Here is a 21,933-nt window from a genome sequence, read left to right as displayed (position 1 = left end):
GGAATGGTATCAAAGAAATAGTTTTTTTCAGTCTTATCTTTATAATAGGTGGCTCTTATTATATTTCTTCTCGGTTCACTTGTTTCAGTGATGGAATAGAGACTGTTATTCTGATAAGTGTATGTATGCAAGCCGGTATATATTTACCGAACACTTGTCCGACAGTTTGCGAGGGTTATAGCCTGCGAAATGAATAGTAGTACTCCACTAATTAACAATGAATTATAAATGATAGGTAACAATTCTTTCTTCGGGTGAATCAATCCAGAGACGCCACACTCCTTCCGATACTTTCTCCGGTGTTCCGATATTTGCTTTGGGTGGACGACGACTATTGATCGTCAAATACCCTTCCCCTTCTGTAGCTTTCACTTTCATCGTTTTGCCATTCATATAAACATGGATATCGCCATTCGGAGTGGGTACAGTACCCTCCATCCATTTCAGTCCTCCCAATACAGGAGCAATAGCAAACTCCTTATATCCTTCTTTCACAGGTTTCACACCCAAATAATATTTGCCGAGCAGATAGATAGGACTTGCTCCCCAGGCATGACACAGACTCTTGCCATAAGGACGGCCGTACATGGCAAGATGTTGCGTTCCAGTTTCTTCAGGGTTGTATTTTTCCCAGAAAGAGGTAGCACCCTCTTTCAACATACCGCCCCAGTAAGCTTTCATTTCCTTCATGACAGCCTCCTGTTCACCCAAAGCACAAAGAGCTTCCAATTCATAAAAACGCATATAAGGCGTTGTGATTTTTAGAATGCTGTCATTCAGAAGAACGGACTTCTTGATGGCTTGCTGCTTATCTGCGTTCAGATACTGGAAGAATACAGAAAACATATTAGCATAACGCGTTACAGCATCGCTTTGCCGACCATTCACACGATTATGCACAAATGCCTGTTTCTGATTGTTCCAGAAAGTAGGTTCTAACTTTGCTTTCAGAGTAGCGGCCAGCTTCTCATACTTCTGCTTCCCAATCTCATCCCCAACTAAATCAGCACACAAAGCCATTGTTTCTAGACTTCTGCAAAATAAAACCTGCTCAAAAGAAAGTTCTCCTTTTTTATCCAGATAGCCGTCCGCCCAGTCCACAAATACCCAATCACCGGTCATGCCTTCCACCATGCCATTTTTATTTGTACGTCCCAATACATAATCCATCATCGTTTGCATACGTGGATACAGTTGGTTGACAAAGTGGCGGTCGCCACTATACATATAATAATCATATACGCTAAGGAACCAATAGAAAGTATAGTCCATAATCGTATTGCTATGGCTGGTCACAGGATCTTTGCCACGAAGCAGCCAGATTGTACGTTTCACGGATTCACTATCGAAGAAAAGATAATAATTCATCAGATAACTTTGGATAGCATCCCCACTCCATACCCAGCGGTCGCGTTTGATACCGTCAATAAAGAACTCGCGGGTAGTGAGATGCATGGTATAGGCCCCCACTTCCCAGATACGGTTCAATTCTTCATCATTGCAACGGAAACTTCCACGATACTCTTCAGGAAGATATTCATATTGCATGGATACTTCTCCTATTTGTACACCCGGTTCGTGGGTAACGTAGACATATCGAAAAGCTTTACTGTTCTCCAACGTATATTCGTTATCAGAACTATTTAAGAGAGAAGTGCTACGGATGGCGAGGTCAGTCACTTGTCCCGGTTCTAACAACAGTTTGTCCAAAGTTTCACAATATGCTTTATCCTTTGCTTCTTCCGGACTTTCACCATAATAAATCTCTATTTTTCCTTTTCCGGAAAGATTCTTCAATGTGATGAATCCGAATGTCTCTTTTCCAAAATCATAAAGAATACCTCCTTCAGCCTGTTCTGTCTTCGCAACAGGTTGCTGCGGTTCACGCATCAGACTGAATTGGGAAGGAAGTTGGGTAGCCCCGTCAAAGTTCCAACATCCGGCATCCATATAGATCGTAGCAGATGTATCACTGGCTTTTCCGCTCTCATCAATCCATTCTTTATCTTCGTAAGTCACTCGCCAGGAGGAATCAGAATTCACCGTCTTCCCTTTCACATAAATAGTGGGAGGAGTAGCCTGATTCCAGACTTTGATGTTCAGGTTATGCTTACCGGCAGGAAGAGTCATCGTCTCCGGCATACCGAATTGAAGCTTTCCATCCAGCTTGACATTATACTTTCCTTCCGCAGCAATAAAAATCTCTTCCGGCTCGGAAAGATTCAGTTGCTTGCTGAATTCAACAACTACATAATGACTGTCCGTTTTCCAGAAAGGAGGGAAAAATGCACCCCGTTCCGTACGACGGTTGTTCATTTGATTTCCCAGCCAGATTTCATAATCTCCCGGATACCAAATCCAGGTCTGGGCAAATGTGCTGCTTGCCAAAGACAAGGCACTGAGTAATATCATATATTTCTTTTTCATTATTCTTTCTATTATTAACCGACTGCGTTATAAGAAACAATTCGTTCTACAACTGTTAATGTTTAGTTCCACATCTGTTTCCCTTTAGTTCTACATCTGTTTTCCTTTAGTTCCATATCTGTGGAACGAACCGCATATTGCAGTTAAATGAGTTACCAACTACTATCGAATGTTCAGCAAATCCTTGTATTCAGCTTCCAATCCTGCACGTTCACGAATAGCATCATCCACTTTCGGACCATTATTCTCCCACACATTTCCGGGACCATTGGCATTTTGCAAATACTTCTCCCCTTCCGTCCAATTATCACGAACAGTAATAAAAGAAGAACCCTCATCTGTATAAAGGTAGAACCAATGATTAGGATCGTGCACATACCCCGGTTTATAGATACTATGCACACAATTCTCCGTTACATAGCTTTTGGGCTGTGAGCCGAGTGTGTAAATACCCGCTACATCATACATGTGTTTCGCATAATGATGAATCAGATTTGCATGAACTCTGTTATTACGCATACAATTCACAGTTTGTGTCCATCCCCAACCAAGACTGATGCCACTATAAGGAACTTCACTAATTTCATTATGCTCGATATTAATATCACTCACATACCCCGCAGCAATGGCGAGGCATCCCCAGTCCTCATTACCTACTTCCGTGAAATAGCAATTATTGATTTGTTGGTGTGTGCATACTTCCCGGCGGTCAGCAGGATCATAAGGCAAATGCGTTTCGTGAGCAGCCGGAGAAAAACTACCGGCCAGCAAACCATTTCCTGCAATATCGCGAAAGAGACAACCACGAACAATACCACCCTGCACCGCTTCTTCATAATCCAGTCCGGTAGAACCCAGATGTTCAAATCGGCAACGCTCAAAATCAATCTGCCTGGCAGCAGCTATCCGGACAGCAGCCGCAGGACGACCCAACCATCCTTGATTATCCAACGGATGATTCAGATAATCCCGTTGCATCTTCGGATCAATCCGGTACCCATCCGTCAGATACATACCTGCCTGAAGAGGCACATGTCCTTTCTCCGACGGACGCATCCACGTAGTATAAGAAAAAGTAATTTTCTCAAAACGAATATGACACACAGGACGATCCAAAGTACCTTCTACCTGTACTAACGTCTCAATGGCAGGTACCATCACTTCCGCCTCCTGCATCTTCTCTCCTTCCCGTGGATAATAATACACTCTACGGGCATCCATATCGTGATACCATTCGCCCGGTACATCCAATAGCTCACGGGCATTCGTCAGATAGAAAGCGGAATTATGTCCGTCCGTCGTCACCATTGGACGCGGCCAAGGATGTTCAAACTGAATCCGGCTTTCCGGCTGGTGAAAACGTACCGCCGCACTATCTCCCTGCACCTCAATAGACCGAATCCGAAGATTAGCCACACACCACATCTGATGGAGTACCATCTCGGCATATTCAGCCTTCATTTTTCCCTTATTATCAATAAGTCTGCGTACCGCAACCGCAGGAACATAAAGAACTTCATTCTTTTCATCCACGCTGCAAATACGGTTCATCTTTTCGAAATCCTCTACATCACGGGCACGGACAGCCTTTTCTCCATTCACCCACAACTGACGGAAATCCAATGGACGCCCATTAAATGCCGGCACATCTGCCACCCAGAGCTTTCCTTGTTTCTTCCAATTCTTGATACGGACTTCTCCACTCAACACCACCTTTTCATCGGCTGCCGAACGGGTCACAGTCTTTTCATTGACCGCTGAACGGATCACCGTCGGCGATTCCTTTGTCCCACTATCTTCCGGACGAATAAAAACCGGCTCATACAAAGCGTACGTTCCCCCTTCCATATAAACAGTGATTCCTCCCTGTACACGGTCATCTCCCGTCCTCCGCCACTCACGCGCTTGCCGTAAAGCAGCAGTCAGCGTTGCTTTGGGAGACTGGCGGGTTCCATCATTAAAGTCATTACCTTTGGGAGAAACCCATATCTCACCGGACCATAACCAATGACTGCACAAAATACATATAGCCGTTAAAAATAACTTTCTCATCCTCATTTCTTCATTTCTGTATCATGATTATCTGGCAAGAGGCATCCATACGGTCATCTCTCCTTTTCCTCTATTTCCCCAGGCATAATAAGGAATCAAACGAATATCCACCGTCTTCTCTGCCTGAACCACCGGACGATAAAGTACCCCTTCCCAAGAAGTTGCAGATGCCAGACGCGCTTTGCCTTCGAGCGTTACAATCGGACTACCCTCAATCGTGATCTTCTTCGGAGTCAATTTTATATCAGCAGGAATCAATACATTATCAATCTTCTCTCCATTAGCTATATCCATATTTTCCAGACAATAAACCAACGGTCCGCGCTTCACTACCACCTGATTACGAATCTCCTCTGCCAACGGATGAGCTTCGAGCAAACGCACAGGCATATCCATCACTAACTCCACTACATCCCCCTTCTTCCATGCACGATTTACTTCCGCATACGAATTTGCCTTCGCATTGACTTGCAACGGCTGTCCATTCACCGTAAGCGTAGCCTTTTCGCACCATTCAGGAATACGTAAGAAGAGCGAGAAAGTACCCGCCTTACGAGAAACTTTATCCAACGTTACACGTATATTTCCATCCCAAGGATAATCCGTTTCCTGCGTCAGAGCTACTTCTCCCTTCTCTTTCCAAGTCGTTGTCAATGTATTTGCCCCATACAAATTGCAATAAATCCCTTCCGGACTCAATGTATATGCATAGTTTTGTGCCTGGCACAGTGTACGCAATGTGTTCGGAGGACAGCAGAAACAACTGATATATTCCGTCCGTTCCTTCGGCCAGCGAAGCGTGTAAGGAAGATCAGCACTGATACGAAGCGGATTCGTGTAGAAATACTTCTTTCCATCCAGACTAATACCGCTCAATACACTGTTATAAAGACAAGTCTCCACAAGATCAGCATATTTCGCATCCCCTGTCACCTCCAGCATCCGCCAGTTAAACAGCATATTACCGATATTGGCACACGTTTCATTGTGAGCAGTGCTATTCGGCAGCTGATAAGGACGTCCATAACTCTGATGCACTTTCTGAATACTATCCGGCTCATAACACGTTCCATCGGGTGATGTACCATCATAAAGAGCACCGCAAGCACCGGTCACATACATTTTCCGGGTCACGATATCATTCCAGATACTAGTCAGGTTCTTCATTAATTGCTGCTCACCGGTTTCTGCATATACATCCGCTACTCCGGCATACAGATAGTTGGCGCGTACGGCATGCCCCATCGCACGATATTGATCGCGGAAAGGAATACGGTCCTGATTATCGTCCGTACCGTTCTCCACCATGCCACGGATATCAATCAGATTCTTTGAAAGTTCCAGATAACGGGGATTTCCGGTAGCCCGGTACATTTCGACTACCCCCATATAATGAGAGGGACAAATAGCATTGCGAGCCAGTTCGGCAGAAGCCGTTTCATAAAAATGACAGAGGAAATCCGTCGCTTTCACAGCAGCATCGAAAAGAGTAGTCTTTCCGGTAGCACGACGATGCACAATACCCGCCATCATCAAGTGTCCCAAATTATAAGTCTCAAAGTTCAGCCGATTGGCAAAAGCTCCTTTTTCATTCTCATCACCTACTTTCGTTCCAATGACCGTCTGTTTATGCTGATCACCCAATGCTGTTGTATGGGAATCAATCCCTTTATTCAGTTCTTCGATAATAACAGGAGTATGTATATAACCGTCTGCACGTTGGGCTTTTACAACACAAGTAATAAAGTTATCCATTAACTTATCCAACTCCGGATCTTTATTAACTGCATAGACAGAAGCCACACCTTCCATCCATTTATACATATCTCCGTCATGAAATGGAGGTCCCCAATGCTCTCCTTTGCATACCCCGGCAGCAATCTCAAAATTACGGAAACCGTGAGAGATCTCCGGCGCGTTCCAAGTGTTCCACATACTTTGCAGGGAAGTCCGGCTAAATACCTGAAAGCGATCTCCCCAGAATCCATCCGTCCAATGTACGGCACCGATTCCGGTATTCGCCATTTTCGCAAAACGGCTCTGACTCATATCCGTCAATCCATTGCTCTGCGCAAGTGCTCCCGTAACGGAGGCGGAAGCTAAAAGAAGTAACAGTTTTATCTGTTTCATTAATATGGATAATTTAAAATTTACACAATATCTTTATAAAAAGACGCAATTATCCATATTTTGTACTCAATAAAACAAAAAAATGAAGCCCCTATTTCGGTACGCCCAGCAAGTCCAAATACAGGCATATAGCCATTTATTTCACTGAAAAATCACTAAAAGTGCCACTCATCGTTTCGCGTGAATGGCACTTTTCGTGATTTTGTATATTAAATCTACCATAAACCGAGCCCCATCGTTTTAGAACATTCCAACTCCAATAATCCTTTTTTCGCATCGAGACCACCTCCGTACCCCGTAAGTTTATGATTGCTGCCGATTACCCGATGGCAGGGAACAAAGATAGAGATAGGATTGGTGGCATTGGCCGATGCGACTGCACGCACAGCCTTCGGGTTATGGATGCGGCGGGCAAGCTCGCCATAAGATATGGTCGTTCCATAGGGTATTTTCATCAGTTCTTCCCATACGGTGCATTGAAATTCCGAGCCGGTAAAGACAACGGGAATGTCGAATATCTTACGGTGTCCGGCAAAATATTCTTCGAGTTCACCGATTGCCCGTTCGATGATGTCGGAAGTCCCCTCTTCGTACTTCGCATTCAGATGTCGCTGTATGCGACGGTCTATCGTACCTCGTCGTTTCTCCACCGCCCAATCGCAAATACACAGCTTATCGCCGTAAGAACCGACAAGCATCTCGCCCACGGGCGATTGATATCGTGTAATCTTTATAGTTTCCATATTGTTCTTTTCTTCTTTTTTCTTCAAATATAGGAAAGTATATTTCAAATGACAAGAAAATACAGAGAATATGACAGTCTCCTTTCAAACTTATTTTCAAAGTAATTTGTTTATATAAAAAACGATCATTATGAAAATAAAGTTATCTGCAACTATGGCATTGCTGGTTGCCGGCGCATTCTTTTATCAGTCTCCAATAAAAGCCTGTACCGGTATCACCTTAAAAAGTCAAAAGGACACAACAATTGTCGCACGCACTATCGAATGGGGAGGAAGTAATCTGAATAGTCAATATGTTATTGTTCCGCGAGGCTATACCGAACGGTCTTACACACCTGACGGGATTGACGGTATGTCTTTTACGGCACGTTATGGATATGTGGGGCTGGCTGTCGAACAAAAAGAGTTTGTTGCCGAAGGGCTGAACGAAGCCGGACTTTCGGCAGGATTATTCTATTTTCCGAATTATGGCCAATACGAAAAGTATGATTCTGCTAAAAAAGCGAAAAGCATCTCTGATCTACAGTTTGTCTCTTGGATATTAGGAAAATGTGCTACAGTGGATGAAGTAAAAGAGGCAGCCCGGAAGGTGCATATTATCAATATTGATCCACGCGCTTCGACTGTTCATTGGAGATTTGCAGATATTTCGGGACGCCAGCTCGTTCTTGAAATCACTAATGGCGAGCTACATTTTTATGAGAACAAACTGGGTGTGCTCACCAACTCTCCCGGTTTCGAATGGCATCTTACGAATCTGAACAATTATGTCAATTTGTTTCCCGGTACAGCTCCCGCACAACGGCTTGGCAACATTGAGTTGAGTTCTTTTGGCGCAGGAAGTGGTTTTCTTGGTATTCCAGGTGACGTGACTCCCCCATCCCGCTTTGTCCGTGCGGCTTTCTATCAGGCAACGGCTCCTCAACAGGATACAACTCTGAAAACGGTTCTTCAATGTTTTCAGATATTGAATAACTTCGATATACCCGAAGGTATAGAATTTCCGTTAGGACAAGTTCCTTCTGATATTCCAAGTGCCACGCAATGGACATCAGCAACGGATATGAATAACCGGATTATCTATTTCCGAACGATGTACAACAGTACGATACGCAGCATTGATTTGCGCTCTATTGATTTTTCCAAAGTGCATTATCGGGCTGTTCCAATGGATACCGTCAAGCAGCAGCCGATTGAAAAGATAAAAATAATGTCCGAGTAATTATATTCTTTTAGCGACTTATTGGGTACAAAATGTCCGTTCAACCGTCCTTTTATAAAAGTATAAAAGACGTTAGATGATAATGAATAAAAAGAGATTGATCGGATATGCGCTCGTCATGCTGTCTGTAACTTCTATTCATGCACAGGAAACGAATACTTCTACGCAAGAATATAAGTTATGGTATAACCGTCCCGCACAGGTATGGACGGAAGCACTGCCTTTGGGCAATGGCCGTTTGGGAGCTATGGTATATGGAACACCGGGTACAGAACAAATACAACTAAACGAAGAAACTATCTGGGCGGGACGCCCTAACAACAACGCCAACCCGGACGCACTTGAGTATATTCCCAAAGTGCGTGAACTGGTCTTTGCAGGAAAATATCTCGAAGCGCAAACTCTCGCTACCGAGAAGGTGATGGCTAAGACAAACTCGGGAATGCCTTATCAAAGTTTCGGGGACCTGCGAATCGCTTTTCCCGGACATACCCGTTATTCGGACTACTATCGGGAGCTAAGTCTGGATTCCGCCCGCGCCATCGTGCGATATGAGGTAGACGGAGTACAATACCAACGCGAAACGATTACCTCATTTACCGATCAAGTGGTAATGGTCAGACTGACAGCCAGCCGTCCGGGGCAAATAACCTTTAATGCCCAACTGACTTCTCCTCATCAAGATGTAATGATTTCCTCTGAGGAAGGAAATTGCGTCACGCTTTCCGGTGTCTCTTCCTGGCATGAAGGTCTCAAAGGGAAAGTGGAATTTCAAGGACGGTTGACTGCACGGAATAGAGGTGGGAAAATAGCATGTGCGGATGGAATTCTTTCGGTAGAAGGAGCTGATGAAGCTATCATTTACGTGTCAATAGCCACCAATTTCAATAATTATCTGGATATCACAGGAAATCAGATAGAACGGGCTAAAGACTATCTTTCCAAAGCAATGAAACATCCATTTCCGGAAGCCAAGAAAAATCATACCGATTTCTATCGCCGATACTTGACCAGAGTATCTTTGAACTTAGGTAAAAACCGATATGAAAACATCACAACCGATAAACGTGTAGAAAACTTCAAAGATACAAATGATGCTCATTTGGTAGCTACTTACTTCCAGTTCGGGCGTTACCTATTGATTTGTTCTTCACAACCCGGAGGACAACCCGCTAACTTGCAAGGTATCTGGAATGACAAATTATTTCCTTCTTGGGACAGCAAATACACTTGCAACATCAACTTGGAGATGAACTATTGGCCGTCTGAAGTTACCAATCTTAGCGAGCTGAACGAGCCTCTTTTCCGGCTGATAAAAGAGGTCAGCGAGACAGGCAAGGAAACGGCTAAAATCATGTATGGAGCGAATGGCTGGGTACTCCATCACAACACAGATATCTGGCGCGTCACAGGAGCAATTGACAAAGCCCCTTCGGGTATGTGGTCTAGTGGTGGAGCGTGGCTCTGCCGTCATTTATGGGAACGTTACCTATATACCGGAGATACCGTTTTTTTGCGTTCCATCTATCCTATACTGAAAGAGTCCGGCCGTTTCTTCGATGAAACCATGGTAAAGGAACCGATACACAATTGGTTGGTGGTTTGTCCTAGCAATTCACCGGAGAATGTACATTCGGGCAGTAATGGAAAGGCAACGACAGCCACCGGATGTACGATGGATAATCAGTTGATTTTCGATCTTTGGACGGCTATTATCTCAGCTTCCGAAATTCTGGATACCGACAAAGATTTCGCAACTCATCTAAAGCAACGCTTGAAAGAAATGCCTCCTATGCAAATAGGTCATTGGGGACAATTGCAAGAATGGATGTTCGATTGGGATGATCCGAACGATGTACATCGTCATGTCTCCCATCTTTACGGATTGTTCCCCAGCAATCAGATTTCTCCATACCGCACACCGGAATTGTTTGATGCGGCACGCACCTCGCTCATCCATCGCGGGGATCCGTCTACCGGCTGGAGTATGGGATGGAAAGTTTGTCTTTGGGCGCGTCTGCTTGATGGTGACCATGCTTATAAGCTGATAACAGATCAGTTGACTCTTGTACGCAACGAAAAGAAAAAAGGCGGTACTTATCCTAATTTGTTCGATGCGCATCCACCCTTTCAGATTGACGGGAACTTCGGTTGTACGGCAGGAATCGTAGAAATGCTGATGCAGAGTTATGACGGATTCATCTATTTACTTCCCGCCCTCCCTACTTTGTGGAAGGAAGGTTCGGTGAAAGGTATTATCGCACGTGGCGGTTTTGAGCTTGACTTGAGTTGGAAAGACGGAAAAGTAAATCATCTGATAGTAAAATCCCACAAAGGAGGAAACTGTCGTCTCCGCTCACTCAACCCGCTAAAAGGTAAAGGACTGAAAGCTGCCAAAGGCAAGAACCCTAATCCTCTCTTTGCCGTCCCCGCTATTACCAAGCCATTGATTAACGGGAAAGCAAAATTGAATAAAATAGAGCTGACGGAAACCTATTTGTATGACCTGCCCACAAAAGCGGGAAAAGAATATATCCTGATCGGAAAATAAAAACTCAACTATATGAATCAAAATTTATTTAAGGCGATTATTGCCTGCGGAATTGTCTGCTTTATTGCTTGTACGACCACCCAAAAAGCAGAAACCGAAAAGTGGAGTGAACGCATGGCACGTTCCGAGATGAAACGTTTCCCAGAGCCCTGGATGATTGAAAAAGCTAAAAAACCACGATGGGGATATACGCATGGTCTTGTGGTAAAATCAATGCTTGAAGAGTGGAAACATACGGGTGACAGTACATATTACGAGTATGCCAAGATTTATGCGGATAGTCTGATTGACACTGACGGACGTATAAAGACCATGAAATATCTTTCTTTCAATATCGACAATGTAAATGGCGGTAAGATTTTGTTCGACCTCTACGTAAAGACGGGAGATGAACGTTACAAAACGGCTATGGATACTCTTCGTAAGCAGATGGTCGAACAGCCGCGTACCAGCGAAGGAGGCTTCTGGCACAAATTGAAATATACCCATCAGATGTGGTTGGACGGTATCTTTATGGCTTCTCCCTATTTGGTACAATATGGTGCGACTTTCCAGGAACCGGCTTTGTTTGACGAAGCGGTGAAGCAAATACTTTTGATTGCCCGTAAAACGTATGATCCGGCTACCGGTCTTTACTATCACGGATGGGATGAAAGCCGCGAACAGAAATGGGCAAATCCCGAAACCGGGTGTTCTCCGAATTTCTGGAGCCGCAGTATCGGATGGTATGGTGCTGCGATAGTGGATGTTCTGGATTATCTGCCACAAGAAACAGCAGGACGGGACAGCGTCATACAGATTCTTCAAGGGCTGGCCGAAGCGATTGTAAAATATCAGGACCCTCAATCCGGCACATGGTATCAAGTGACTGATCAAGGTGCACGTAAAGGTAATTACCTGGAGTCTTCGGCAACCGCCTTGTTTGTTTATACGCTCGCCAAAGCCATTAATAAAGGATATATCGGAAATGAATATATTGAACCGGTAAGAAAAGCTTTCAACGGCATGACCGGAAATTTCACCCGTCTGGAGGAAGACGGAAGTTATACCATCACCAATTGTTGTGCCGTAGCCGGACTGGGCGGAGACTCTAAAAGATACCGTGACGGTTCATTTGAGTATTATATCAGCGAACCGATTATCGAGAATGATCCGAAGTCAGTAGGAGCATTTATCCTGGCTGCAATCGAATTTGAAAAAATGATTGAGAAATAATCTTCACCACAGATTACACGGATTAACACAGATTCTAAAATAATTATGTGACATTTCTAACATTCTGTCAGATAAAAAATCTGTGTTAATCCGTGTAATCTGTGGTGAATTATAAACTAAAAACGATAAAATACAATGAGAAAATTCAAGATTCTTCCTCTCTTATTACTGCTGCTGACTTTGGCTATCCCGGTAGCGGCACAAAAGAAAACACAAAAGACGTATATTCCCTGGAGTAACGGTAAACTAGTAGTTTCCGAAGAGGGACGTTATCTGAAACACGAAAACGGTACTCCTTTCTTCTGGTTGGGGGAAACAGGATGGTTGCTTCCAGAGCGTCTGAATCGTGACGAAGCCGAATATTATCTGGAACAGTGCAAACGTCGCGGATACAATGTAATTCAAGTTCAGACCTTGAATAATGTGCCATCCATGAATATCTACGGACAATATTCCATGATAGACGGATATAACTTCAAAAACATCGACCGGAAAGGTGTATATGGTTATTGGGATCACATGGATTATATCATTCGTACGGCTGCAAAAAAAGGACTGTATATCGGTATGGTTTGTATCTGGGGGAGTCCCGTGAATCGTGGAGAAATGACTGTCGAACAGGCGAAAGCATACGGAAAGTTCCTGGCGGAACGTTATAAGGACGAACCGAATATCATTTGGTTTATCGGTGGAGATATTCGCGGTGATGTGAAAACAGCCGAATGGGAGGCATTGGCAACTTCTATCAAAGCAATCGACAAGAATCACCTGATGACCTTCCATCCGCGTGGCAGAACAACCTCAGCAACTTGGTTCAACAACGCTTCCTGGCTGGACTTCAATATGTTTCAAAGCGGACACCGTCGTTACGGACAACGTTTTGGCGATGGCGACTATCCCATCGAAGAGAATACGGAAGAAGACAACTGGCGTTTCGTTGAGTGCAGTATGGCTATGAAACCCATGAAACCGGTTATCGATGGAGAACCTATCTATGAAGAAATTCCTCACGGCCTGCATGACGAAAACGAGTTGTTATGGAAAGATTACGATGTACGCCGCTATGCTTATTGGTCTGTATTCGCCGGTTCCTTCGGGCATACGTATGGACATAATTCCATTATGCAGTTTATCAAACCGGGTGTGGGTGGTGCATACGGAGCCAAGAAGCCTTGGTATGAAGCATTGAATGATCCTGGTTATAATCAAATGAAATATTTGAAAAACCTGATGCTGACTTTCCCGTTCTTCGAACGTATACCGGATCAGTCTGTCATCGCAGGTAAGAACGGAGAACGTTACGACCGTGCCATCGCTACACGCGGTAATGATTATCTGATGGTGTATAATTATACCGGACGTCCGATGGAAGTTGATTTCAGCAAGATTAGCGGGGCAAAGAAGAATGCCTGGTGGTATACGACAAAGGACGGTAAGCTGGAATATATCGGTGAATTTAATGACGGTGTGCATACCTTCCAGCACGACAGCGGTTATTGCAGTGGAAACGATCATATTCTGATTGTGGTGGACAGCAATAAAAACTACCTCGATAAGACATGGACGGAACTTCCCGATGCCCAACTGAAATATATCAGCGATAAATGATGAACAAGAGAATATTTATAGTAGCATTCTTTGCGTTTCTGTTTTTAGCAGGTTCAGTCTATGCAGCCATAGGCATAACCGAACTGCGAACGGAGCAATTAAAGAATCCGCTAGGTATCGACGTGCGCCAGCCCCGATTGGGTTGGCGCATCGAATCGGATGAACAGAATGTGATGCAAACAGCGTATCACATTCTTGTTGCTTCTTCCGCCGACTTGCTGGCGCAAGGAAAAGGAGATATTTGGGATTCAGGAAAAATAGAGTCCGACGCCTCCCAATGGATTGCTTATCAAGGTAAACCGCTAAAGCGTAATGCCCGCTATTATTGGAAAGTGAAGGTCTATACCAATAGAGGGGAAGCGGACTGGAGTACTCCGGCCTTTTGGAGTATGGGATTGCTGAATGAAGCGGACTGGCAAGGCCAGTGGATTGGATTAGACCGTGCCGCTCCCGGTGACAGCGAAACCCAATGGAGCCGCTTAGCAGCCCGTTATCTCCGCAAAGAATTTGCTTTAAGCAAAGAGGTGAAACGTGCAACGGTACACATTGCCGGAATGGGACTTTATGAATTATTTATCAACGGACAGCGTATCGGCGATCAAGTGTTGGCCCCCGCTCCTACCGACTATCGGAAAACAATTCTGTACAACACTTACGATGTGACGCCGCAACTTCAAAAAGAGAATGCTATTGGTGTGACATTGGGCAACGGACGTTTCTATACGATGCGCCAGAATTACAAACCGTACAAGATACCGACATTCGGCTATCCCAAACTCCGCCTGAATTTGATTGTGGAATATACGGATGGCAGTAAAGAAACGATTGCTACAAACACTTCATGGAAACTGACAACCGAAGGTGCTATCCGTAGCAATAACGAATATGACGGTGAAGAATATGATGCCCGCAAGGAATTGGGCAACTGGACACAAAGCGGTTATGACGACAAAAGCTGGATAGCGGCACAAAGAGTCAGTATTCCTTCAGGAACATTGCGTGCCCCAATAATGCCGGGTATGAAAGTAATGGATACATTAAAACCTGTTTCCATCCAAAAACTTGGTGATAAGTACATCCTTGATTTTGGTCAGAATATGGCTGGCTGGGTGCGGTTCCGCATTAAAGGAGAAGCCGGTGACAGTATTCGTCTCCGTTTCGCAGAAACCTTGCAGGCCAATGGGGAACTCTTTATCCGGAATCTACGTGACGCCCGTTCCACAGATACGTATATCGTAAGCGGACGCGAAGTGAAGGACGCTACGTGGGCACCTCGTTTCGTGTATCATGGCTTCCGTTATGTGGAGGTCAGCAATTATCCGGATGCGCAACTTGGAGACTTCGTAGCTGAAGTCGTGGAAGACGAGATGACGCATACAGGGTCTTTCAGTTGCTCTGACGAGACATTGAATAAGATTGTCCGTAATGCGTTTTGGGGAATCCGGAGTAATTATAAAGGTATGCCGGTAGACTGTCCGCAACGGAATGAACGTCAGCCTTGGTTGGGCGACCGCACCATGGGATGTTGGGGAGAGAGTATGCTTTTCGATAATTATGCAATGTATACCAAATGGACACGTGATATCCGCGAAGCACAACGTGAAGACGGTTGTATTCCCGATGTCGCTCCGGCCTATTGGAACTATTACTCGGACAATGTGACCTGGCCTGCGGCGTTGCCTATGGCTTGTGATATGCTTTTTACCAATTTCGGAGATAAACGTCCGATAGAGGAGAATTATCCGGCTATCAAAAAATGGGTGGCTCATATCCGTGAATACTATATGACAAAGGAATATATCATAACCAAAGATAAATATGGTGACTGGTGTGTTCCTCCCGAATCATTAGAGCTGATTCACAGTAAGGATCCTTCCCGCAAGACTGACGGTGCGCTGATCGCCACTGCCTATTACTTGAAAGTGTTACAACTGATGCATCGTTTTGCCAGTTTGCAAGGACTGAAAGCCGATGCAGAAGAATGGGAAGACCTGGAACATCGTATGAAAGACGCATTCAATGCCCGCTTCTTGCATATAAAAGAGGGAACGTCCCATGTGCCGGGACATACATTATATCCGGACAGTATCTACTATGGTAATAATACGGTCACTGCCAATATTCTGCCACTTGCTTTCGGGTTAGTGCCAAAGAATTACATCCATGAGGTTGCCAAAAATGCCGTAACTTCCATTATTACCACCAATAAGGGACATATCAGCACCGGAGTCATTGGTGTGCAATGGCTGTTGCGTGAATTAAGCCGTCGTGGTTATGCCGATGTGGCTTACTTGCTGGCTACCAACAAAACGTATCCTTCGTGGGGGTATATGGTTGGAAAAGGTGCTACCACCATTTGGGAATTATGGAACGGTGATACGGCAAATCCAGAAATGAACAGTGGCAACCATGTCATGCTTTTAGGAGATTTATTGCCTTGGTGTTTCAATAATCTGGCAGGTATCCGGGCAGACCGTTGGAAGTCCGGTTATAAACATATTATTTTCCAGCCGGCTTTTGAGATTCAAGAGTTAAGCAATGTAGATGCATCTTATATGAGTATCTATGGAAAAATAGCCAGCCGATGGAAGAAAACGCCCATACATCTGGAATGGGATATTGAGTTGCCTGCCAATACAACAGGCGAAGTACATTTGCCGGATGGTCGAAAAGAGAAGATCGGTTCGGGGAAACATCATTTTAGTGTAGATATACCGACTAAGAACACAGCCATTTTAAGTGATGAATTTCTGTACGAAAAGGCCGCTTTCCCCGAATGTCACGGAGCTACTATTGTAGAGATGAAGAACGGAGATCTTGTCGCCTCTTTCTTTGGAGGAACGAAAGAACGCAATCCCGATTGTTGTATCTGGGTATGCCGTAAGCCGAAAGGCGCCAAAGAGTGGAGTGCTCCCAAACTTGCTGCCGACGGTGTGTTTTCACTCAAAGATCCGCAAGCTGTATTAGCGGGAATCGACTCCACCTGTACACCGGTAAAAGATGCAAAAGGGAAACTCATCGCACGCCGGAAAGCGTGTTGGAATCCGGTACTGTTTCAAGTTCCGGGCGGAGATTTGATTCTCTTCTACAAAATAGGTCTGAAAGTGAGTGACTGGACAGGATGGTTGGTTCGTTCGCGTGACGGAGGAAAGACCTGGAGCAAGCGTGAACCTCTTCCCAAAGGTTTTCTAGGTCCTATCAAGAATAAGCCGGAATATATCAACGGCCGTATCATCTGTCCTTCCAGTACGGAAGGTAGTAAGGGCTGGTGTGTTCATTTCGAGATTTCTGATGATAAAGGAAAAAACTGGAAAATGGTAGGACCTTTGGAAGCAGAACTGTCCGTACCGACTCAGAACCGTAAAAAAGGAGGAATAAATACGGATGATCAGGAAGGCGGGGAAGCCATCAAAGGGGAAGGCGCTAAACCTATTTATGCGATACAACCTAGTATTTTAAAGCATAAGGACGGAAAATTGCAGATACTCTGCCGTACGCGCAATGCACAGATTGCAACAGCCTGGAGCAGTGACAATGGTGATACGTGGAGCAAAGTAACGCTGCTGGATGTTCCGAATAATAATTCCGGCACAGACGCCGTGACAATGAAAAATGGCAGGCATGTGCTTATTTATAACAATTTCTCTACATTGCCCGGAACTCCGAAAGGTCCTCGCACACCGCTTTGTGTAGCTATATCGGAGGATGGAATCAACTGGAAGCCTGTTCTCACATTGGAGGATAGCCCGATCAGTCAATATTCTTATCCTAGCATTATTGAAGGTAAAGATGGAAAGCTGCATGCCATTTACACTTGGCGTCGTCAACGGATAAAATATGCCGAGATAGATCCGCTGAAGTTCTAAAAATCGAATAATCATTTTACATAAATCGACCGCTCGTTCGGATAGGAATGAGCGGTCGATTTGTCATAATCCTACGGTCCTTTCTCCGCATACGAGCGGTTGTTCTTATTCAATCGAGCAGTCGATTCTTTGCATTTATCCGTTTTATGTTTTACATTTGCAATAAATAAAAAGAACGATGGCAGACAACTATATAGAAAAACAGCAAGAGCTATATGAAGCCAGAAAGGCTGCTTGGAAACAAGCACAGAAATATGGTAAGAAGAAATCTACAACCGTTCATCCGGCTGAATCGGCTTCGTGTACTCCAATGACCTCAAAATCATCCCCCTCCAAAAGAAGAATATTTGTAACAGGAGGAGCGGAAGGTATAGGCAAGGCAATAGTAGAAGCTTTTTGCCTGTCCGGCGATCAAGTCGCTTTTTGTGATATAAATGCAATAGTGGGACAAGAGACTGCAAAAGCAACCGGATCTATATTCCATAAAGTCGATGTCAGCGATAAGGATGCACTTGAAAGTTGTATACAAGGTATTCTTTCCGAATGGAATGATATTGATATTATTGTCAACAACATCGGTATCAGTCAATTTTCTTCTATCACCGAAACGAGTGTAGAGGATTTCGACAAAATTCTTTCTATCAACCTACGCCCTGTATTTATCACCTCCCGCCTGCTTGCCATACATCGTAAAGAACAGTCCTCTCCTAACCCATACGGTCGGATTATCAATATCTGCTCCACACGTTACCTGATGAGTGAACCGGGAAGTGAAGGTTACGCAGCTTCGAAAGGCGGTATCTATTCTTTAACTCATGCACTGGCTTTATCATTATCTGAATGGAATATCACCGTCAACTCTATTGCTCCGGGATGGATACAAACTCATGATTATGACCAACTCCGGCCGGAAGATCATTCACAACATCCTTCGCGACGGGTAGGCAAACCGGAAGATATTGCCCGTATGTGTTTGTTTCTCTGTGAAGAAAACAATAATTTCATCAATGGAGAAAATATCACGATTGACGGAGGAATGACGAAAAAGATGATTTATCTGGAGTAATTTGAGAATTTATCAGATACAATGATATGTCTTTATTATATCATTAATCGCCATGAGACTCTTTCAACACGCTTCGGGTGACTTCCACTCCTGTCTTCACTATCGAAGCTGCATGATGAAACTCCAGCATATCATAGGTATCGCCGGACATCTGGATTAAGATATCCGGCTGACAACGCTCTATCTGGTAACGAGTGATTTGTTGCATCATCATTCTTGAAGATTCTGTCAATAGATTATAAGGAGATATTTTCTTTTTCTTTCCGGAATCGAGGGGTGCATTCACATCGACAGCTATCAGGATATCTCCTTCAATGCGTTTTACATGAGCCAATGGAAGAGGATTCAGAATGCCTCCGTCAATCAAAACCATACCGTCTTTTCTCAACGGACGGAAAAGCATGGGGATAGAAATAGATGCACGGATAGCTTCATGTAAACTTCCCCTGTCAAACCTCACTTCCTGATCGCGGACAATATCCGTAGCCATAGCTACATAAGGGACAGGCAAGTCTTCAATATTCATGTCCGGAATAATCTGTTTCAGTTCTTTGATAAAACGGTCACCTTTCACCAATCCATCCCGGCTTAAAGTAATATCCGCCAATTCCCACATCTTACGTTTATCCCAGCTATATAGCCACTCCTTACATTCTTCCATCTTTCCTGAAGCATACATCGCCCCCACCATAGCTCCCATCGAGCTTCCTGCAATAGAGGTGATCTCAAAATTGTGACGGAGCAATTCTTCAATTACTCCTATATGCGCTATTCCACGTGCTCCTCCCATAGAAAGGACCAATGCTACTTTTTGCTTATCCATGTCATGTATATTTCTATTAGCCATCCACAAAATAACACATTTTCTTTGAAAAAGATGTTTAGTAATCGTGAAGAAAAAGTAATGGCGTGCTTTTTGAGACGTAAAGCATAGCTTTAGAAGTGATAAAGCTATGCTTTGTCAGTCGCAAAGCATAGCTCTATTATGTTCTTCTTAGTTATCCCGGATTTATACTCCGACAAATAGGAAGATTAAAGGTTTATCATCATTTTATTTCTTTCCTTGGGCCTTCTTTTCTGCGTTTCGCTTATTCACATAATCCTTGAACATCTGACGCCAGTTACGGCCGTGCTCATTGAAATACTGTTCGCATTTGGTTTTATAAATTTCGAAGATGGCAGAGATCTGCTTCATATTCTTATAGTCAATAGCCTGTTCGCGAGCCAGCTTCAACTGTTCCAGGACGTAAGCAGTTTCCTCCTCTGTCATATTGGGCACAATGGCCTGATAACCTTTCAAGGTAAAAGCGACTTTACCTACCGTATATTTATCGAGGATTTGTTCTATCTGTTCTTCAGTCAATACTCTGCGTAACTCTTTCATTAGCCTTTCATGTACTTCTTTCGGCATAGCAGAATCTGCAATCATTTCACGGTCGAGCTTGGAAAGCGGCTTGCCTGTAAGAGGATTGATACCCTCGGGAATTGTTGTATAGGGATGCTCATTGTGCCAGTCGCGAACTTTACGAAGATGGTTATAAATAGCTGTTGCCGCAAAACCAGCCTTTTTCTCATCATCCAACTTTAAAGAAGCTACCCAGTCCATAGCTTTCTTTTCAAGAGAAGCATCTGATTTTAAATCAGCAAAAGCCTTTTTGTCAAAATAGGCGGCTACCTTGTCAAATGACCGGATTGCACCTTCGGGAAGCAAAGCTCCTTTTTCTCCAAAACTATACATCACAGATTCCGGTTCAATGGTAACTTTGCTTTCGTCCAGCATCTTTTTGTCCAACTTGAACACGTCTACGAAGAAATCATAAACAGCATTCCGTTTGTTCGGACCAAAGTCATGTTTCTCCTTGGGAAGATGTACATTCGTTACTTTGTCTTTCGCATTGTAGAATCCATAGATTCGTTGCAAATAAGGAAATTCAAGAGCAGGAACACTAGCCGTCCAGTCGCCACCATCAGATACAACGAGTTGTGGACGAGGGGCAAAAGTAGCAGCTAGTTCCGCATTACAGGTTCCTCCTGCAGAAAGTTGAATGGGCATTCCGCTTTCACACGGACAGCCACCGTCAAAGTGAGAAGCAAGGCTCACCACAGGAGCAGAAGCGGTAAAACGATCATCTAATACACTCAACAAAACAGTATGAGTGCCCCCTCCTGAACCACCATTTGTACCGATACGACTGGTATCAATATCCTTACGGGAAGCAAGCATAGACTCAAGAATCAACAAGCCATTCATTGCCTGAATAGTGTGCGCTGCACTACTACGATGTGCCGCACTGCCAACTTGTAAAGCCGACTCTCCCCATCCGAACAAATCATAATCCACACAAATAGCTCCCATACGTGCTAAAGTGCCCATACGTTGTTGCTGGTCCTCACGATAACGTCCGCCACCAAAATGTCCGTTAGGACAAATAATCAACGCATGTTTTCCTTTTGATTGAGGTGTGTAGATAGAACCGCAAACATATAAGCCGGGAAGTGTTTCAAGTGCAAAATTCTGCACTGTATAGCCATCAAACTTACGTATCTTCGAAAGAATAGGTTTGGATTTAACACATTGAGCTAGTAAAGTGTCGATACCCAAACGTTGACGCACTTCTTTTTTCAAAGAATTAACGCGAAGTTCAAAAGCCTGTCGATCTGCATAAAGAGTATTCAGATAAGCCAGCATTTTTTCTCCGTCTGCATCCGTACGACGTGGATATTCATACGCTTTTAGCTTATACATATTTCCTTTCTGTTTGACAAATTTATAATCGAAAGGTGCCAATACATTCGTCAGGGATTCTTCTACAGAATAAGGACGAATACGAAAGTCGGCATAAGGCAGCACTTTTCCTACTGTATCAATATCATATTTCAGGCGGACTCCGAAACGGTTTTGAATATCCGTCAGTACTTCATTCAAGGGACGGGCAAATTCCGTCTCGTATGTTTGTGTCTGCGCTTCAGCCGAAAGAGATGCGGTAAGAAGCATGGTAAAAAGGATTCGTTTCATTTATCTTTAATTTATACAAGTTATTTTTTCACCACAG

At 44.1% G+C, this 21,933-nt stretch carries 12 protein-coding genes; 6 read left to right on the top strand and 6 right to left on the bottom strand.

Annotated features, from left to right (window positions below; all coding sequences use genetic code 11):
* Positions 1-222 precede the first annotated feature (222 nt).
* The 4 genes from GD630_RS05820 to GD630_RS05805 all read right to left on the bottom strand — a co-directional run bounded on the left by GD630_RS05820 (position 223) and on the right by GD630_RS05805 (position 7,352).
* Positions 223-2,427, bottom strand: a complete 2,205-nt coding sequence (locus tag GD630_RS05820) for an alpha-L-rhamnosidase-related protein (protein ID WP_182505716.1) — start codon at positions 2,425-2,427, stop codon at positions 223-225.
* A 162-nt stretch (positions 2,428-2,589) separates the two neighbouring features.
* On the bottom strand, positions 2,590-4,479 hold the full coding sequence (locus tag GD630_RS05815) for a right-handed parallel beta-helix repeat-containing protein (RefSeq protein WP_143865964.1): 1,890 nt from the start codon (positions 4,477-4,479) through the stop codon (positions 2,590-2,592).
* A 27-nt stretch (positions 4,480-4,506) separates the two neighbouring features.
* A complete protein-coding gene (locus GD630_RS05810; protein WP_143865962.1) occupies positions 4,507-6,609 on the bottom strand; it encodes an aceric acid hydrolase in 2,103 nt (700 codons plus the stop codon).
* 215 nt (positions 6,610-6,824) lie between these two features.
* A complete protein-coding gene (locus GD630_RS05805; RefSeq protein WP_007752926.1) occupies positions 6,825-7,352 on the bottom strand; it encodes a methylated-DNA--[protein]-cysteine S-methyltransferase in 528 nt (175 codons plus the stop codon).
* Positions 7,353-7,506: 154 nt separating this feature from the next.
* Here GD630_RS05805 and GD630_RS05800 point away from each other — a divergent pair, with 154 nt between their 5' ends.
* The 6 genes from GD630_RS05800 to GD630_RS05775 all read left to right on the top strand — a co-directional run bounded on the left by GD630_RS05800 (position 7,507) and on the right by GD630_RS05775 (position 18,880).
* Positions 7,507-8,574, top strand: a complete 1,068-nt coding sequence (locus tag GD630_RS05800; RefSeq protein WP_238482991.1) for a linear amide C-N hydrolase — start codon at positions 7,507-7,509, stop codon at positions 8,572-8,574.
* An 82-nt stretch (positions 8,575-8,656) separates the two neighbouring features.
* The gene (locus GD630_RS05795) at positions 8,657-11,125 is read left to right on the top strand and encodes a glycoside hydrolase family 95 protein (protein ID WP_182505760.1); all 2,469 of its coding nucleotides are present in this window, start codon (positions 8,657-8,659) and stop codon (positions 11,123-11,125) included.
* Positions 11,126-11,137: 12 nt separating this feature from the next.
* Positions 11,138-12,340, top strand: coding sequence for a glycoside hydrolase family 88/105 protein (locus GD630_RS05790; RefSeq protein WP_143865956.1), 1,203 nt, complete (start codon positions 11,138-11,140; stop codon positions 12,338-12,340).
* A 135-nt stretch (positions 12,341-12,475) separates the two neighbouring features.
* The gene (locus tag GD630_RS05785) at positions 12,476-13,948 is read left to right on the top strand and encodes a glycoside hydrolase family 140 protein (RefSeq protein ID WP_143865954.1); all 1,473 of its coding nucleotides are present in this window, start codon (positions 12,476-12,478) and stop codon (positions 13,946-13,948) included.
* Entirely contained in the window at positions 13,948-17,814 is a 3,867-nt protein-coding gene (locus GD630_RS05780; RefSeq protein ID WP_143866117.1) for a family 78 glycoside hydrolase catalytic domain, read from the top strand. Before GD630_RS05785 ends, GD630_RS05780 begins: the two co-directional genes overlap by 1 nt.
* Positions 17,815-17,992: 178 nt before the next feature.
* Positions 17,993-18,880, top strand: coding sequence for an SDR family NAD(P)-dependent oxidoreductase (locus tag GD630_RS05775; RefSeq protein ID WP_143865952.1), 888 nt, complete (start codon positions 17,993-17,995; stop codon positions 18,878-18,880).
* Between the two features lie 43 nt (positions 18,881-18,923).
* On the opposite strand, the gene GD630_RS05770 is transcribed toward GD630_RS05775, so the two are convergent.
* Positions 18,924-19,727, bottom strand: a complete 804-nt coding sequence (locus GD630_RS05770; RefSeq protein WP_143865950.1) for a patatin-like phospholipase family protein — start codon at positions 19,725-19,727, stop codon at positions 18,924-18,926.
* 204 nt (positions 19,728-19,931) lie between these two features.
* On the bottom strand, positions 19,932-21,896 hold the full coding sequence (locus GD630_RS05765) for a 6-O-methylesterase (RefSeq protein WP_143865949.1): 1,965 nt from the start codon (positions 21,894-21,896) through the stop codon (positions 19,932-19,934).
* Between the last annotated feature and the right edge of the window lie 37 nt (positions 21,897-21,933).

This window comes from Bacteroides zhangwenhongii (assembly GCF_009193325.2).
Taxonomy (GTDB): Bacteria; Bacteroidota; Bacteroidia; order Bacteroidales; family Bacteroidaceae; genus Bacteroides; species Bacteroides zhangwenhongii.
This window is presented reverse-complemented; position numbering and strand designations above follow the sequence as displayed.